Origin of the sequence: Nocardia kruczakiae NBRC 101016, assembly GCF_001612965.1 — a bacterium.
Classification (GTDB): Bacteria; Actinomycetota; Actinomycetes; order Mycobacteriales; family Mycobacteriaceae; genus Nocardia; species Nocardia kruczakiae.
Genome location: NZ_BDBL01000014.1, coordinates 149,502 through 164,183 on the forward strand (window position 1 = coordinate 149,502; position 14,682 = coordinate 164,183).

The window sequence follows — 14,682 nt, forward strand, 5'->3', positions numbered from 1 at the left end:
CGACAGACAATGGGCACGTTCAGTGGTCGCAGTGCGATCGTCACCGGCGGCGCACGGGGCATCGGTGCCGCCGTGGCGGCCGAGCTCGCCAAGGAGGGGCTCGGCGTGGTCATCGCCGATCTCCTCGAACGCGACGGCACCGCCACAGCGACGGCCTTGGGTACCGGCGCGATCTTCCGCCGCCTCGACGTCGCCGACGAGGCTGACTGGCAGCGGGTGATCGCCGACGCCGAAGCCACATTCGGCCCGCTGGCCGTCTTGGTGAACAACGCCGGCATCGTCGATTTCGGCGGCGTGGACATTGAGCCGCCGACGATGTTCCGCCACGTTCTGGACGTCAACCTGTACGGCTCGTGGCTGGGCATGCACCTGGCCGGTCCGCGCCTGCGGGAAGCCGGAGGCGGGGTGGTGGTCAACATCTCCTCGACCGCCGGCCTCATGGGATACGCGGGAGTGGGCGCCTATGTCGCCAGCAAATGGGGGTTGCGCGGGCTGACCAAGGCGGCGGCGCTCGAATGGGGGCCGTCGAATATCCGGGTATGCTCGGTGCATCCCGGCCCGATCCGCACCGCGATGACCGCGGGTATGGACGAATCCGTCACGGCCGCACAACCGTTGGCCCGTTTCGGGGAACCCGAAGAAGTCGCCGCCATGGTCCGGTTCATCGTCACCGAGGCGACGTTCTCCACCGGATCGGAATTCGTGGTGGACGGCGGCGCGACGACCGGCCAGGTGCTGGATCTGCCTGCCGCGGTAGGAGACCGATGATCATGACGAGACATCCGGACTACGACACCTTGATGACGGCGGTGGACCTGGCGGTGCGCGCACCGTCGGTGCACAACAGCCAGCCGTGGTTGTGGCGCATCGGGGACGACACCGTCCAGCTGTACGCCGACACCAGCCGACAGCTGCGGCAGACCGACCCCGACCAGCGCGATCTGGTCGTGAGTTGCGGTGCGGCACTGCATCATCTGCGGGTCGCGGCCGCGGCGCTGGGCTGGGCGACGGTGGTGCACCGAGTGCCGAACCCGGCGGTGCCGGAGCACCTGGCGGCCGTGGAATTCCGGCCTGCCCCCACGACGGCCGAAGCGGTCGGCCTCTCCCGCGCGATCCCGCTGCGCCACAGCGACCGCCGCCACTACACCTCCTGGGAGGTGCCCGACATTCACATCGGCTCCTTGACCGCCGCCGCGGCGGCGAACGGGGTGCTGGTCCGCGATGTGGTCGCCGACAGCGAGCGGGTGCGGCTGCTGCACGCCTTCGAACGTGCCGCCACCGCACACAACGCCGACGCCGCCTACCGCGCCGAATTGGCGCGCTGGAGCGGACATCACGCGGCACCCGACGGTGTTCCGGCCCGCAGTGCGGTCGCCGCGACCGACGCCTCGGCCCGGCCGTTCGCCGATCCCCGGCTGCAGGAGGCGGTGGTTCGCGATATCGCCGACGCCGATCACATGCTCGTGCTCTACACCGCGGGCGACGACACGGTGAGCCGGCTGCGCGCCGGGGAGGCGACCAGCGCGATCCTGCTGGCCGCGACCACCTTCGGATTGGCGACCTGCCCGCTCAGTGAACCGCTCGAAATCCCGGAGGTGCGCACGGAACTGCGCACCGACCTCCTCGACGACAGTGGATATCCGCAGATGATCATCCGAACCGGCTGGGCCGCAACCGGTTCCCCGCTGTCACCGACACCGCGACGACCGCTCGACGACGTCGTGACCCGGCTGTGAGGAGATGACGACATGACGCGGTATCCGTCGTTGGCACTACGCGCGTGGCGCACGGGTCCGTGGGCGGCGAACCGGCTGATGCGGCCGTCGGACCGGATCGAGGCCGTCATCCGGATCCTGGCCGTCGTCGTGGTTCTCGCCGCGGTGCCGATCTGCGCGGCGATGGGCACGGCCCGCTACACCGATGCCGCCGTGCAGATTCGCGTCGAGAACGCGGCGAAGACGGCGGTGACCGCCACGATCGTCACCGATCCGGTCCGTACGACGGCGACATCGATGGACGTGTCCGCCGATCGATACGAAGCCACGGTTCGGTGGACACACGCCGGGCGATCCGGCGAAGCCACGACCACCGTGGCCGCGTTGGCGCATCCCGGGCAGCAGCTGACCATGTGGCTGGCCCCCGACGGCCGCCCGACCGCCGCGCCGTTGCCCGCCGACACCGCGGCGATGCGCGGCGTCGGGCTGGGGTTGGCCACATTCGTCGAAATCTGTTTCGCCACAGCGGCACTGGTATGGCTGACCACTTGTGGCTGCAGCGCGCGGCATCGTGCCGGCTGGGCCCGGGAGTGGCGAAAGATCAGCCGCCCCATAGGAACTCCGTAAACACACGATTCACGAGGAGAACATCATGACCGAGCATTCCGCCGTACCGCAGCGGCACATCGATCGGCCGATCGTCGCCGCGGTCGACGGCTCGGCCGTCGGTTATCACGCGGCCGCCTGGGCCGCCGCCGATGCCGCACTGCGCGACTGCCGCCTCCATCTGGTCACCTCGATCTCGGTCGCGGGCGGGCTCGGGCCCGCCCCGATCCTCACCGAGGACGATATGAGCTGGCTGCACGTAGACGCCGAACGCATCCTCGTCGAGGCCGCCCGCATCGCCCGCGCCGCGACACCGGACCGTACGCCGGTGATCACCACCGAGATCACCACCGACGCCGTGATCGAGCATCTGATCGCACAGTCGGATCAAGCGGAGGCGATCGTGGTGGGCAGCCGTGGCCTGGGCGCCATCCGGCGCGGCCTGCTGGGGTCGGTGTCCTCGGCGGTGATCCGGCACGCGAATTGCCCGGTGACCGTGGTTCATTCGATGTCGGCGACCGATGCGGTCACGGCGGTGAAGCCGGTTCTGGTCGGCGTCGACGGCACGGCGAACAGTATGCCGGCGCTCGAATTCGCCTTCGCTGAGGCGTCGCGGCGCACCGTCGGATTGGTGGTGCTGCACGCGTGGAGCGACCGCAGCAGCGGCCTCGACCCCGCGATCGTCGGCTGGGACGCGATCCGGGAATCCGAGGACGCGGTACTGGCCGAGACCCTGGCCGGATACTCCGAACGGTATCCGGATGTGAAGGTGCGTCGCGAAATGGTGCTCGACCGGCCGGTGCGCTCGCTGCTCGACGCGTCGGAGAACGCGCAGCTGGTGGTCGTCGGCAGCCACGGCCGCGGCGGATTCACCGGAATGCTCCTCGGCTCCACCAGCGCGGCCCTGGTGCAGTCGGTGGAATGCCCCATCACGGTGGTGCGGCAACCGGCCGAATAGATTGCGGCGCAGCAGGTTCGGTAGCAGTCGGCGGGGTGGTCAGCTCAACGGAGCCGACCACTCCAGACGAGTACCCGGCCGCTGCGAACCCGCCGTGCCGGCCTTGGTCCGGAACGTCCCGCCCAGCGAACGCGCGCGCTCGGCGAGGTTGGTCAGGCCGCTGGGGGTGATGTTGTCGCCGATACCGCAGCCATCGTCGGTAACGGTGATCGTCAGGTCGTCACCGACGCCGATCACGACCTCGAGTGTCGTGGCGCCGGCGTAGCGGACCGCGTTGCTGACCGCTTCGCGCACAACGGCTTCCGCGTGGTCGGCAAGCTGCGAACCCACCACCGACAGCGGTCCGGCCACCCGCAGCGAGCTGCGGATCGGGGTGTCGCCGCATTGCTGGCGGACCGCCTCCTCGAGGCGCTGGCGCAAGCGCGTGCTGGTGCCGCCGTGCAGATCGAAGATGGAGGTGCGGATCTCCTGGACCACATCCTGCAGTCCGTCGATCGCTTCGGTGAGCCGGACCTTGACCTCGGGAACGCGGGTGCGGGGCACCGCGCCCTGCAGGGACAGGCCGATCGCGAACAACCGCTGGATGACGTGATCGTGCAGATCCCGGGCGATCCGATCGCGGTCGGTGAGCACGTCGAGTTCGCGCAACCGCTGTTGCGTGGCGGCCAACTGCATGGCCAGCGCAGCCTGATCGGCGAAGGCGGCGGCCAATTCCAGCATCTCGTCGTCGTAGGGGGCGGTGTCCTTGGCGCGGACGGCGATCAGGATCCCTTGCGGGGCATCGCGAGTGTGCAGGGGGACCAGCAGCACCGGTCCGCCGGTGGGGAACAGCGCGGCGAAATCGAGATCGCTCACGTCGTCGAAGCGCAGCGGCCTGCGGTCCGCGAAGGCCGTCCCGATGATGCCGGTGACGTCGAGGGAGTGTCCGGCGGCGTCGGTCCGTTCGCCCGCGGCCTGGTCGACGATCAACTCGGTGATCTCCTCGGTCGGCACATCCGGGTCGGTGACCGTGGCGAGCAGCACCCATTCCGATCCGGTGAGCACACGCACGTGGTCGACCAGATGTGTCAGCACCCGGGCGGGTTCGTCGGCGGCGAGGAATTCCGTGGTGAGATCGCGGGTGGCCTCGATCCACGCCTGACGGTTGCGGGCGGCCTCGTACAGCCGGGCATTCTCGATGGCGATGCCCGCGGCGGCCGCGAGCGCCTGCACGATCAGCTCGTCGTCCTCGGTGAACTGCTGACCGCCGGCCTTCTCGGTGAGATACAGGTTGCCGAAGATCTCGTTGCGGATGTGCACCGGAACACCGAGGAAGGAGCGCATCGGCGGATGATGGGCCGGGAATCCGACCGACGAGGGGTGCTTCGCGAGGTCCTCGAGCCGGATCGGTGTGGGCTGAGTGAACAGCATGCCCAGCACGCCGTGGCCCTCGGGCAGATCGCCGATCAGCTTGCGGGTCGGTTCGTCGATGCCCTCGTAGATGAACTGGAGCAGATGTTCGTCGTGGCCGCGGACCCCCAGTGCACCGTACTGGGCATCGACCAGGCTGATCGCGGCGTGCACGATGGCGCGCAACGTTTCGGCCAGATCGAGTCCCGCGGTCACCGCCAGCATCGCCTCGACCAGACCGTCCATCCGGTCGCGGGAATCCATGATCTCGTCGACCCGATCGCGCACCTCGGCGAGCAACTCTCGCAGCCGCAGCTGCGAGAGGGTGTCGCGCACCGAGTATGTACCGGCTCGCTGATCATCGGGCATATCGTCAGTCTCGATTCGCTGTCCGAGTAACGCGAAACATCGGTGTTTACGCTTGCGCAAAGCCTACCGCCATGCTGTTCGCCGCGACAGATATGTGCCGGTCGGACGCCGGGAGCGGCTGCGGTGCTCATGAATCGACAGTCCGCCTCGGGTCCCGCCGCGGGAAGAGGCCGCCGCGACGTTGGCGGCCTGTCGCCGCCTGGATCCGTCCCATCCTGATCACCGGCGACCATCCCGGCACGGCCGCCGCTGTCGCCGTCGACTTGGGCATTCTGCCGAGTGACGAGGCCGTCATCGATGCGCGCGGCGCCAGCGACGCCGAACTGGGCAGCGCCGCGGTCTTCGCGCGCGCTACCCCCGATCGCAAACTCGACATCATCCACACCTTGCAGGCCGAGGGGCAGATCGTCTCCATGACCGGTGACGGGGTCAACGACGGGCCCGCGCTGCGGCGCGCCGATATCGGCGTGGCCTTTCGGCATTCGGGTACGCTGCCGTCCGGATGGATCGCCTGCTGCATCCGGGATCGGAGCGCCGAGCAGGCGCCGGTTGGTGCCGAATCAGGTCCAGCGGCCGGTGAAGGTCAGGACCTCGTCGACGCCGCGGCGCGGGGTCGACGGCGGATCCGGCTCGTCCGCCGGCGAGCTACCGATGCGGACCAGGACCTGCGGGTAGTCGTGATGCGGGAGTAGCGCGGACAAGGCTCGACGACCGGCCGGCACCTCCGTGAGGTGGGTGACCGGGCACGTCCCCAGGCCCGCGGCGGTGCATTCGAGCAGTACCGCGGACAGCGCCTCGCCGGTCTGGAGCCAGTACTCGCGTGAATCCTCCGGAGAGCTGATGGCGACGAGCCGGGCCTGATCGAGGCGACCGGGCCGGCGCTCCGAATGCGGGGCAGTGGGGAACGGCCGGGCGACGTCGACGCGCGCGAGTTCGGCGGCGGAGATCAGACCGCTGGCCGGAACGCCTTCGGATGCCTCGAAATTCCCCGCCCACCATAGCAATTCGTCCTGATACATCCAGTCGTCTCGGCGAGCAGCGGAGGCGGCGCGCGAGATCGCGGCGACCCGGGCGCGGATATCGCCGGCGAGTTCGTCGAAGTCGAGCCCGTGCGGGGTGACGAGAGCGCGCAGCGTCGGTGCCACCTGCTCCCAGTGCCTCGGCGCCTCCATCGGCAGCCGGTCGGTGTGTCGGTGGGTGATGGCCGCTGCACGAGGCGGGATTCCGTTCGGAGGGTCACCCCACGGCCGGAATTCCAGAACCGCCATCAGGCCGGGGCGCTGCGGATCGGGAATCCGCACGATATCGGTATGCCAGTCGCGGGCGGCGAACGCGGTGCGAGCGTGGTGCAGCACCGTGCCGCAGCTGATCACCTGCTCTCGGCCGTGCGGGTCGGTGCCGGACAGGACGCGATCGGGGTCGGTGTAGAGGAGCAGCTGATGCCGATCGAATATCCAACGCCAGGGTTGCGTGTTGTGGACCGAGGGTGCTCGCTGCGCCTGCTCGACCACTGCCGCGACCGTCCGGTCGTCGGGCGTGTCGACGATTGCCGAATGCTTTGCGGTGGTCATGGTATCCAGTCTCACAACCGCGAGGCGATGCGAATACGGGCGTTGATCCCGCACCGAGGGGCCAATGGTCACCGGTGGTCCGCGCTACTCCGCCGTGGTACGCGAATGCAGTTTGGTGGCGTAGACGGCCGCCTGGGTACGGCGCTGCATACCGAGTTTGGCCAGCAGCCGCGACACGTAGTTCTTGACGGTCTTCTCGGCGAGGAACATGCGGTCGGCGATCTCGCGATTGGTGAGGCCCTCGCCGAGCAGATCGAGCAGTTTGCGTTCCTGCTCGGTCAGCGTCGCCAGCGGACCGTCGGGCTCGGTGCCGTGGCGCAGTTGCTCCATCAGTGCGGCGGCGGCGCGGTTGTCCAGCAGCGACTTACCGGCGCCGACGTCCTTCACTGCACGGGCGAGTTCCATGCCCTTGATGTCCTTGACCACATAACCACTGGCACCGGCCAGAATCGCGTCGAGCATCGCGTGCTCGTCGGTGAAGGAGGTGAGAATCAGGCAGCGCAGGCCGTCGACCTTCGAGAGCAGCTCCCGGCACAGTTCTATGCCGTTGCCGTCCGGCAGCCGCACGTCGAGCACCGCGACATCCGGGCGCAGCGCGGGGATGCGAGCGAGGGCCTGGGACACCGACCCCGCCTCGCCGATCACCGACAACTCCGGGTCGCCGTCGAGTAGGTCGCTCAGCCCGCGACGGACGATTTCGTGATCGTCGACCAGGAACACCTTGATCATGGTGAGTGGGTCCAATCGGAGTAGCAATGAATGTACCCACCCTAATCGCCTGATCAGCGACTCATCATGGACGAAAGTCCTTTTCCTGGTTGCTGGAACTTTCTGGTTGCCGGCGCCTACGCGTCGCCGGGAACCGTCGCGGCCGTCCCGTTGAGTTCGCTGCCGAGCAGCACTGCGCGCAGGGGCTCGGGGACCACCGCGAGAACGTGGTCGAGATGTCCGGGGGAGAAGACGTCGGACAGTGCGATCGTCACGGCGCCGACCAACGCCACCGCCTCGTCGGCGCCCACGCCCGCCTCGTGGGCGAACGCGTCGACGAAAGAGGCGACGTCGTGGTGCACGGGGACATGGGCGGGCACCCAGCCCTCGTAGAAGATGCCGCGCAGCAATTCGGGCAATTGAGCACTGAAATGCGCGGCCACGGGGACGTCGAGGCGGTCGCGCACAGTATGCAGCCAGGCGCGCAGCGCGCGCAGGGCGAAGGTCCGGTCCTCGGTGGCCAGCCGGTCCGCGACGGTTCGTAACCAGGTGTGGGCGGTGTTCAGGGCCGGAGCGAACGGATCATCGTGGTAGGTCATTCTTTTCGACTTTCGGCGAGGGGATCGGTGGTGCCGGCGGCCCGGGTGACTCCGGTGCGCCGACGAGACGGATACCGGTCACGATGGTGGGTTCGATCTCGACGACCGTATCCATGGCCGCCGCTATCCATGGTCGCAGCAGTCGCTCGTATCGCGCGACGCGGGACGGATCGGCGACCCGCCGCGCCAGACCGGTCACCACGACCGACCAGCCGGTCCGGGTGCCGGGATCGATCTCGTCGGCTTCGTAGGCGACGACCACTCCGGGATCCGCCCGGATCGCCGAGGTGAGCCGGAAGGTGAGCCGAGTGCACACCACGACCCGCCCGTCGTCTTCGACGAAATGGTTGACCGGGCAAATGGCCGGTAGTGCGTCGCGGGTGAAAACGACGCGGCCGTAAGCGATTCCGGCCAGCAGCCGCATCGCCTCGGCGCGGTCGAGTGCGACACTGGAGTTGGGTGCGCCGTCGTCGGTGCGGTCGGGCGGAATCACGATGCGGTACCTCTCGGGAGCTGAGCATCCGGTCTGTCCATGCCACCATCGGGACGGTTGCGGTGGTAGAGGCGAAGGTCCACCGCGACGAGGGCTTCGGCGGTCATCGTCGCGAGGTGATGAATCCGTAGTGACCGTCGTAGCGGTGATAGAACACGCAGCCGCGATCGAGTTCGCGATCACGGTAGAAGAGGAACGGTGAACCGCTCAACTGGAGCCGGGTCAGGGCGTCCGCGCGGTCGAGAACCGGGGCCGGGGGCTCGGCGACGGTGAGCAGCAGATTCGCCGCGTCGGCGGTCGCCGCGCGTTCGTCGAGCCGAGTCAACCGGTAGTGACCACCCGTGGTTCGCGCGAGCACGCTGTCCGTATCCGCGCCGGACTCTGTGAACAACCAGAAGTCGTAGTCCATCAGCGCCATATCGGCCGCGGCCTCCGCGGCGGTGCGTTCGAGAAGATGAAAACACTTGGTGCGCACGATCTTCCGCTGTGTGACCGGGCGCAGGTAGAGCAGCGTGGCAGCCGTCGGATCACACCGCTGCTGCCGCGCCGCTCCACCGCCGATCGGCATACGCAGCCGAGCGCGGGTCCGTGTCTGCAGCAGATCCACCGCCTCGCGTGCCGTTGCTCCCGTCACCTGTACCCGCAGCGGTCGCGCGGCGACGATATCGGCCTGTGCCACGAACGGATTCGCGAGCGCCGACTCGCGATGGTCGGCCAGGCGGACCCGGATGGACGCCACCGGCGACGGTGCGCAGCGCACGGCGTCGCCGATGCGCCGCCGCGCGTACTCGCCGAACATGCTGGGGACTCGATCACCGAGCCGGATGTCGACGGTCGGCAGGTCGTACTCGGGGCCCTGGTCGTCGGACCCGGCGCGGCGTGCGGTGCCGTGCCGAGCGCCCGGCGCGGTGCTCGCGAAGTTCATGGTCACGCTCCTTCGCGTCGATATCACCGCATCGCCGGCGCTCGGGCCAGGGCCGAAGGTCACCGGCCCGCCTCGTGTTCGTCCGCACTGTCAGGTGCCGGTGGCGGGTTCGGTGGTGTCCGGCGGCCCGGAGTACGGACTCTGCACAGCCGCGAACTCCGGCGTGGCGGCGAGGGTGACCACCGCTTCGAACAGCTGCTTTCCCTGCCGCGAATCGGGAATCTTCGTCAATACCGGACCGGAGAATCCGCGGCCGTCGACGACGGTGATCGGACTTCCGCTGGGTTGCCCGAGGGCCTGCTGCGCGGCTCGATGCGTCTCGGCGACGAACGCGTCCAAGCCGGCGTCGTCGGCGGCCGTCGCGAGCGCCGGACCCAGATTCAGGCGGGTGAGCACGCCCGCGATCGTCTCGTCGGTGATCGGTTCCTTGCGGGTGTGGGCCACCGTTCCGAACTCCTGATACAGCCGGTCGAATCCGTCGTCTCCGTATCGGCGGGTGACGGCGGCGAAGACCCGTCCGAGGCGCCGCGATCGTTCGATCATCGGCCGTTGGTCGTCGTCGACGTCCTGTCCCTCGTTGAGTTCGGCCAGGCTCATCTGCCGCAGCGTGACGCGAGCGTCGGCGCTCGTTTGCAGCCAGCGTGCGGTGACCCAGCTGAACGGGCAGACCGGGTCGACATACAGCGCGATATCCGTCATGTCGTCTCCTTTCGTCTTCACGGCCGGTGTACCCGGATGTGGCCGAACACACCTTTGCGTCCAGGATACCCCCGGGGGTATGTTGGCCGTCGAACGAAATATACCCCAGGGGGTATTGAAGGGAGGCGTGCACTATGACCGAAACGCAGGTCGTATCACCGCCGGCGGCCACCACGCGAGGCCCCGGCGGAATGCTGAGCAGACTGGGTGCCGCCATGGCCGGCCACACCCGGATCGTGTTCGGGGTCTGGCTGCTGGTGCTGGTGGCCCTCGGAGCCGCGGCGCCGAGCGTGTTCAATTCCCTCGCGGGCGCCGGCTGGCAGGCGAACGGGTCGGATTCGGTGCGCGTACGCGAGCTGGCCCAGCAGCACTTCGGCGGCAATTCGTCGGCCGCGGTGCAGGTCGTGGTGCATTCCGACAGCCGGACCGTCGAGAGTCCGGAGGTGCAATCGGTGCTGGGCCGGATGACCGCGATCTTCGCCGGTGATTCGCGCTTCGGCGAGGTGGTGGCGCCCCAGCCGGGGATGTCGATCAGCCCCGACGGGCACACCGGAATCCTCATCGCCGGCGCCGCGGCTTCGACCGACGACATGGTGAAGGCGGTCGATGCCCACAAGGATGCGCTGACGGCGTTGTCGGGCAACGGAATCGAGGTCTATCCGACCGGCGCGTCGGCGTTGTGGAGCGACTTCGACAAGGCCAATCACGATGCGATGCTGAAGGCCGAGATGTTTTCCTGGCCGGTGACCCTCGCGATCATGGTGGTCGCCTTCGGATCGCTGGTGGCGGCCGGGCTGCCGCTGTTGCTCACCCTGGCCGGCTTGATCGCCTCGGCCGGCGGGCTGGTGCTGCTCAACCACGTGACGCCGATTTCGGTGTGGGCCATGAACTTCGCGATGATGTTCGCCCTGGCGCTGGGAATCGACTACGCCCTGTTCATCGTCGCCCGCTTCCGCGGCGCGCTCGCGGCGAGTTCCGATCCGCGCGCGGCGGTGGCCGAGACCATGAGCACGGCGGGTAAGGCGGTGGTGCTGTCCGGGCTGACAGTGCTGGTGAGCTTGTCGGCGGTGCTGATCGTGCCGGCTCCCGCGGTGCGGACGATGGCCGTCGGGATCATGTTCGCGGTGGCGTTCGTGCTGCTGGCGACGCTGACCCTTTTGCCTGCCGCGCTGGGAGCGCTGGGTGGCCGGATCAATGCCGGATCGCTGTCGCGGATCGGCCGTCAGCAGCACCGCTCACCGCGGTTCGCGGCCTGGGGTCGGATCCTGCACGATCGGCCGTGGCCGTTCGCGATCGCCGCGCTGCTGGTGCTGGTCGCGCTCGCGATTCCGGTGACCGGGCTGAAGGTTGCGATGCCGTCGATCCAGGTCGTGCCGGCGGACGCACCGGTTCGTCAGGGTTACGAGTTGGTGCAGGCGCAGATGGGCGAGGGTGCCCCCGGGATGTTGCAGATCATCGCTCCCGCAACGGAATCCGGCGCGGTGGCGAACGCCGCCTCCGCGGTCGACGGCATCGCGATGGTCACCCCGCCGCAACCCGCCCGCGACGGCAGCGGACTGGCGATGATGCAGGCGCTGCCGACCGTCGATCCCTCCGATGCGGCCATGGCCACGATCCTCGATGACCTGCGCGACCGGCTGCCGGCCGGAGCGCTGGTCGGCGGCGCGCCCGCGGAGAATCTGGATCTGCAACACGCGCTGAACCACTACTTCCCGATCATCGTCGCGATCATCCTGGTGCTCGGCTTCGCCCTGCTGCTGGTGGCATTGCAGGCTCCGCTGATCGCGGCGCTGGGCACGGTGGTGAGTCTGCTGTCGACCGCGGCGGCGTTCGGAGTGGCGAAACTGATCTTCCAGGACGGGCACGGGGCCGTCCTGCTCGGCTTCCGCCCGCAGGGATTCCTCGACGGCTGGGGCCCGGTGTTCTTCTTCGCGATGATCTTCGCCATCGCGATGGACTACACGGTGTTCCTGCTGGCGACGGCGAAGGAGCATTACGAGCGCACCGGGGACCCGAGTCGCGCCCTGGTGGACGGATTGGCCCATTCGGGCCGGGTGATCTTCGCCGCCGCGGCGGTCATGGTGGCGGTGTTCTTCACCTTCTCGCTCGCCGATCCGCTGCCGCCGAAGGAGATGGGCATCATCCTCGGTGTGGCCGTGTTGCTGGACGCCGCCGCGGTGCGACTGGTGCTGCTGCCGGTGCTGTTGCGCCTGACCGGTCACCGGGCCTGGGCGTCACCGCGGTGGTTGCGCCGGATCCTGCCCTCGATCAGCTTCGCGCACGACTGATGCCACAGCCTCCGGCATACCCCTAGGGGTATGCTGAAGGGGTAGGCGACGAGAGGACGGACAGCCATGGTCGGCAACGAGGAAACGATCGCACAGGTACTCAACCGGTTGCGCCGCGCACAGGGGCAACTGGGTGGTGTGATCGCCATGATCGAGCAGGGGCGCGACTGCAAGGACGTCGTCACCCAGCTCGCGGCGGTGTCGCGTGCCCTGGACCGGGCCGGATTCAAGATCGTCGCGACCGGCCTGCGTGAATGCCTCACCGGCGAGAGCGCCGACGGCGCCGAGCCGATGAGCGAAGCCGAACTCGAAAAACTGTTTCTCGCCCTCGCCTGAAACGCGAAGGCGCCCAACCGATTTCTGGAAGTGAACGCATGCCGAACCTACCTCGCCACCAGGGCTGGTCCATCGCCCGCGTCGTACCCCTGCTGGCCGGCACCCTCGTGCTGATCAGCGTGGTCGCGGCCGCGGCATGGTCGGGCTGGTGGCTCGTTCTCACCGGGTTCGTCGGCGCGAATCTGCTGCTCTACGGCGTCGCGGGCTGGTGCCCGGCGACTCTGCTGCTCCGGCGGCTGGGCCTGCCGGCCACCGCCGGCTGCGCCGTCTCACGAACCTGACCCCACCATCGACAGAAAGCGGGCGACCATGAATCTGGCGATTTCCACCACGCTGCACACCGACCGGTTCGACGATGCCGTGGAACGGACCCGGGCCGCACTGGCCGAGCAGGGTTTCGGAGTGCTGACCGAGATCGATATGGCCGCGACCCTGAAGGCCAAACTCGGCGAAGACATGGAGGACTACCTCATCCTCGGCGCGTGCAACCCGCCGCTGGCGCATCGCGCGGTCGGCGTCGACCGCCGCATCGGATTGCTGTTGCCCTGCAACGTGATCGTGCGGCGCGACCCGGGCGACGCGGGAACCGTCATCGTCGAAGCGATGGATCCCGAGGTCATGGTGCAGGTCACCGGTGATCCCGGACTGCAACCGATCGCGACCGAGGCCGCCGCGAAACTCCGCGACGCCATCGATGCGCTGACCGAGGCCTGACGGCGTCACGCGCGACCGACAGGCGTGCGCTCGGGAACTCCGTTATCTTCGAGCCCATGGATTCCGAGGCGACGGCCGGTCTGCGCCGTCGCCTCGGTCTCGGCGACGCGGTGGTGATCGGACTCGGTTCGATGATCGGCGCGGGTATCTTCGCCGCGCTCGGCCCGGCGGCTGCCGCGGCGGGATCCGGTTTGCTGATCGGGCTGGCGATCGCGGCCGTCGTCGCCTACTGCAATGCCCTCTCCTCGGCGCGGCTGGCCGCCCGCTATCCCGCCTCCGGCGGTACCTACGTCTACGGCCGGGAACGTCTGGGAGAGTTCTGGGGGTATCTCGCCGGCTGGGGCTTCGTCGTCGGCAAGACGGCCTCGTGTGCGGCGATGGCTCTCACCGTCGGTGCCTACGCCTGGCCCGGTCATGCGCATGCGGTGGCGGTCGCGGCGGTGGTCGCGCTCACCGCGGTGAACTATCGCGGCGTGCAGAAGTCGGCGCTGTTGACCCGGATCGTCGTCGCACTGGTGCTGGCCGTGCTGGCCGCGGTCGTCGTCGTGGCGTTCGCCGGCTCCGCCGCCGCGGGCCGGTTGTCGATCGGAGCCGACACATCGGTCCGGGGCGTTCTGCAGGCCGCCGGACTGTTGTTCTTCGCGTTCGCCGGCTACGCCCGCATCGCCACCCTCGGTGCGGAGGTCCGCGACCCCGCCCGCATCATTCCGCGGGCGATCCCGCTGGCCCTCGGCGTCACTCTGGTCGTGTACGCGGTGGTCGCCGTCGCGGCGCTGACCGTGCTCGGTCCGCACGAATTGGCCTCGGCCGCAGCGCCGCTCGCCGAGACGGTGCGCGCGGCGGGACGACCGGAGCTCGTGCCCGTGGTGCGTGCCGGGGCGGCGGTCGCCGCGCTCGGCTCCCTGCTGGCATTGATCCTCGGGGTCTCACGCACCACTTTCGCCATGGCCCGGGACCGGCATCTGCCGCATCGGCTGGCCGCGGTGCATCCGCGTTTCGCCGTCCCGCATCGAGCCGAACTGGTGGTCGGCGCGATCGTGGCGGTCATCGCCGCGACCGCCGATCTTCGTGGCGCGATCGGATTCTCGTCCTTCGCGGTACTCGGCTACTACGCCGTCGCGAACGCATCCGCGTGGACCCTGACTCCGGAAGAAGGCAGACCGCCGCGCGTGATTCCGGTGGTCGGCGCCGTGGGCTGTGTGGTGCTGGCCTGCACCCTCCCGCTCACGTCCGTGGTGTCGGGCGCGGTCGTGCTGGCGATCGGTGCGGCGGTCTACGGTGCGCGCCGGTCTCTCGCACGGTAGCGCCGCCC

Annotated in this window: 16 protein-coding genes and 1 pseudogene; 10 read left to right on the top strand and 7 right to left on the bottom strand. The window is 68.9% G+C overall.

Annotation, left to right across the window (positions count from 1 at the left end):
* The first annotated feature begins 9 nt into the window (after positions 1 to 9).
* The 4 genes from NK1_RS12205 to NK1_RS12220 are packed head-to-tail and all read left to right on the top strand — an operon-like array spanning position 10 to position 3,279.
* A complete protein-coding gene (locus NK1_RS12205) occupies positions 10 to 768 on the top strand; it encodes an SDR family NAD(P)-dependent oxidoreductase (RefSeq protein WP_063008632.1) in 759 nt (252 codons plus the stop codon).
* A gap of 2 nt (positions 769 to 770) precedes the next feature.
* Complete coding sequence (locus tag NK1_RS12210) at positions 771 to 1,736, top strand: Acg family FMN-binding oxidoreductase (protein ID WP_063008633.1); 966 nt, start codon at positions 771 to 773, stop codon at positions 1,734 to 1,736.
* Between the two features lie 12 nt (positions 1,737 to 1,748).
* Positions 1,749 to 2,342 carry an Rv1733c family protein gene (locus NK1_RS12215; RefSeq protein WP_063008634.1) on the top strand — a complete coding sequence of 198 codons (594 nt, stop codon included), beginning with the start codon at positions 1,749 to 1,751 and terminating at the stop codon, positions 2,340 to 2,342.
* A gap of 25 nt (positions 2,343 to 2,367) precedes the next feature.
* The gene (locus NK1_RS12220) at positions 2,368 to 3,279 is read left to right on the top strand and encodes a universal stress protein (RefSeq protein ID WP_063008635.1); all 912 of its coding nucleotides are present in this window, start codon (positions 2,368 to 2,370) and stop codon (positions 3,277 to 3,279) included.
* Between the two features lie 39 nt (positions 3,280 to 3,318).
* On the opposite strand, the gene NK1_RS12225 is transcribed toward NK1_RS12220, so the two are convergent.
* Entirely contained in the window at positions 3,319 to 5,037 is a 1,719-nt protein-coding gene (locus NK1_RS12225; RefSeq protein ID WP_063008636.1) for a GAF domain-containing sensor histidine kinase, read from the bottom strand.
* A gap of 92 nt (positions 5,038 to 5,129) precedes the next feature.
* Between NK1_RS12225 and NK1_RS35680 the strand changes: the two are divergent.
* Positions 5,130 to 5,438: pseudogene (locus tag NK1_RS35680) on the top strand (hypothetical protein); the annotation flags it as partial.
* A 159-nt stretch (positions 5,439 to 5,597) separates the two neighbouring features.
* Here the strand turns inward: NK1_RS35680 and NK1_RS12230 are convergent.
* The 6 genes from NK1_RS12230 to NK1_RS12255 form a co-directional block, all read right to left on the bottom strand.
* Positions 5,598 to 6,608, bottom strand: a complete 1,011-nt coding sequence (locus NK1_RS12230) for an Acg family FMN-binding oxidoreductase (protein WP_063008637.1) — start codon at positions 6,606 to 6,608, stop codon at positions 5,598 to 5,600.
* An 84-nt stretch (positions 6,609 to 6,692) separates the two neighbouring features.
* Positions 6,693 to 7,337 (bottom strand): response regulator, encoded by a 645-nt coding sequence (locus NK1_RS12235; protein ID WP_063008638.1) that lies wholly within the window; start codon positions 7,335 to 7,337, stop codon positions 6,693 to 6,695.
* A gap of 116 nt (positions 7,338 to 7,453) precedes the next feature.
* Complete coding sequence (locus tag NK1_RS12240; protein WP_063008639.1) at positions 7,454 to 7,915, bottom strand: DUF2267 domain-containing protein; 462 nt, start codon at positions 7,913 to 7,915, stop codon at positions 7,454 to 7,456.
* Entirely contained in the window at positions 7,899 to 8,408 is a 510-nt protein-coding gene (locus NK1_RS12245) for a pyridoxamine 5'-phosphate oxidase family protein (protein WP_063008640.1), read from the bottom strand. The genes NK1_RS12240 and NK1_RS12245 overlap by 17 nt, the downstream gene beginning before the upstream one ends.
* 103 nt (positions 8,409 to 8,511) lie before the next feature.
* Positions 8,512 to 9,333 (bottom strand): sigma 54 modulation/S30EA ribosomal C-terminal domain-containing protein, encoded by an 822-nt coding sequence (locus tag NK1_RS12250; protein ID WP_063008641.1) that lies wholly within the window; start codon positions 9,331 to 9,333, stop codon positions 8,512 to 8,514.
* A gap of 90 nt (positions 9,334 to 9,423) precedes the next feature.
* A complete protein-coding gene (locus NK1_RS12255; protein ID WP_063008642.1) occupies positions 9,424 to 10,032 on the bottom strand; it encodes a mycothiol-dependent nitroreductase Rv2466c family protein in 609 nt (202 codons plus the stop codon).
* Between the two features lie 134 nt (positions 10,033 to 10,166).
* Here NK1_RS12255 and NK1_RS12260 point away from each other — a divergent pair, with 134 nt between their 5' ends.
* The 5 genes from NK1_RS12260 (at position 10,167) to NK1_RS12280 (ending at position 14,674) form a co-directional block, all read left to right on the top strand.
* Positions 10,167 to 12,320: an MMPL family transporter gene (locus NK1_RS12260; protein WP_063008643.1), complete on the top strand. Its 2,154-nt coding sequence runs from the start codon at positions 10,167 to 10,169 to the stop codon at positions 12,318 to 12,320.
* Positions 12,321 to 12,386: 66 nt separating this feature from the next.
* The gene (locus NK1_RS12265) at positions 12,387 to 12,656 is read left to right on the top strand and encodes a metal-sensitive transcriptional regulator (RefSeq protein ID WP_030516394.1); all 270 of its coding nucleotides are present in this window, start codon (positions 12,387 to 12,389) and stop codon (positions 12,654 to 12,656) included.
* Between the two features lie 38 nt (positions 12,657 to 12,694).
* Positions 12,695 to 12,937: a YgaP family membrane protein gene (locus tag NK1_RS12270; protein WP_039778179.1), complete on the top strand. Its 243-nt coding sequence runs from the start codon at positions 12,695 to 12,697 to the stop codon at positions 12,935 to 12,937.
* Positions 12,938 to 12,965: 28 nt separating this feature from the next.
* Positions 12,966 to 13,370: a DUF302 domain-containing protein gene (locus NK1_RS12275; protein ID WP_063008644.1), complete on the top strand. Its 405-nt coding sequence runs from the start codon at positions 12,966 to 12,968 to the stop codon at positions 13,368 to 13,370.
* Positions 13,371 to 13,426: 56 nt separating this feature from the next.
* Positions 13,427 to 14,674 (top strand): APC family permease, encoded by a 1,248-nt coding sequence (locus NK1_RS12280; RefSeq protein WP_063008645.1) that lies wholly within the window; start codon positions 13,427 to 13,429, stop codon positions 14,672 to 14,674.
* Positions 14,675 to 14,682: the final 8 nt, after the last annotated feature.

Bases quoted from the DNA above. Each gene is read 5' to 3' on its own strand.
- NK1_RS12220 (WP_063008635.1), top strand. From the start codon at position 2,368: ATGACCGAGCATTCCGCCGTACCGCAGCGGCACATCGATCGGCCGATC.
- NK1_RS12250 (WP_063008641.1), bottom strand. From the start codon at position 9,333: ATGAACTTCGCGAGCACCGCGCCGGGCGCTCGGCACGGCACCGCACGC.
- NK1_RS12255 (WP_063008642.1), bottom strand. From the start codon at position 10,032: ATGACGGATATCGCGCTGTATGTCGACCCGGTCTGCCCGTTCAGCTGG.
- NK1_RS12280 (WP_063008645.1), top strand. From the start codon at position 13,427: ATGGATTCCGAGGCGACGGCCGGTCTGCGCCGTCGCCTCGGTCTCGGC.
- NK1_RS12240 (WP_063008639.1), bottom strand. From the start codon at position 7,915: ATGACCTACCACGATGATCCGTTCGCTCCGGCCCTGAACACCGCCCAC.
- NK1_RS12265 (WP_030516394.1), top strand. From the start codon at position 12,387: ATGGTCGGCAACGAGGAAACGATCGCACAGGTACTCAACCGGTTGCGC.
- NK1_RS12260 (WP_063008643.1), top strand. From the start codon at position 10,167: ATGACCGAAACGCAGGTCGTATCACCGCCGGCGGCCACCACGCGAGGC.
- NK1_RS12275 (WP_063008644.1), top strand. From the start codon at position 12,966: ATGAATCTGGCGATTTCCACCACGCTGCACACCGACCGGTTCGACGAT.
- NK1_RS12230 (WP_063008637.1), bottom strand. From the start codon at position 6,608: ATGACCACCGCAAAGCATTCGGCAATCGTCGACACGCCCGACGACCGG.
- NK1_RS12205 (WP_063008632.1), top strand. From the start codon at position 10: ATGGGCACGTTCAGTGGTCGCAGTGCGATCGTCACCGGCGGCGCACGG.
- NK1_RS12270 (WP_039778179.1), top strand. From the start codon at position 12,695: ATGCCGAACCTACCTCGCCACCAGGGCTGGTCCATCGCCCGCGTCGTA.
- NK1_RS12215 (WP_063008634.1), top strand. From the start codon at position 1,749: ATGACGCGGTATCCGTCGTTGGCACTACGCGCGTGGCGCACGGGTCCG.
- NK1_RS12210 (WP_063008633.1), top strand. From the start codon at position 771: ATGACGAGACATCCGGACTACGACACCTTGATGACGGCGGTGGACCTG.
- NK1_RS12225 (WP_063008636.1), bottom strand. From the start codon at position 5,037: ATGCCCGATGATCAGCGAGCCGGTACATACTCGGTGCGCGACACCCTC.
- NK1_RS12235 (WP_063008638.1), bottom strand. From the start codon at position 7,337: ATGATCAAGGTGTTCCTGGTCGACGATCACGAAATCGTCCGTCGCGGG.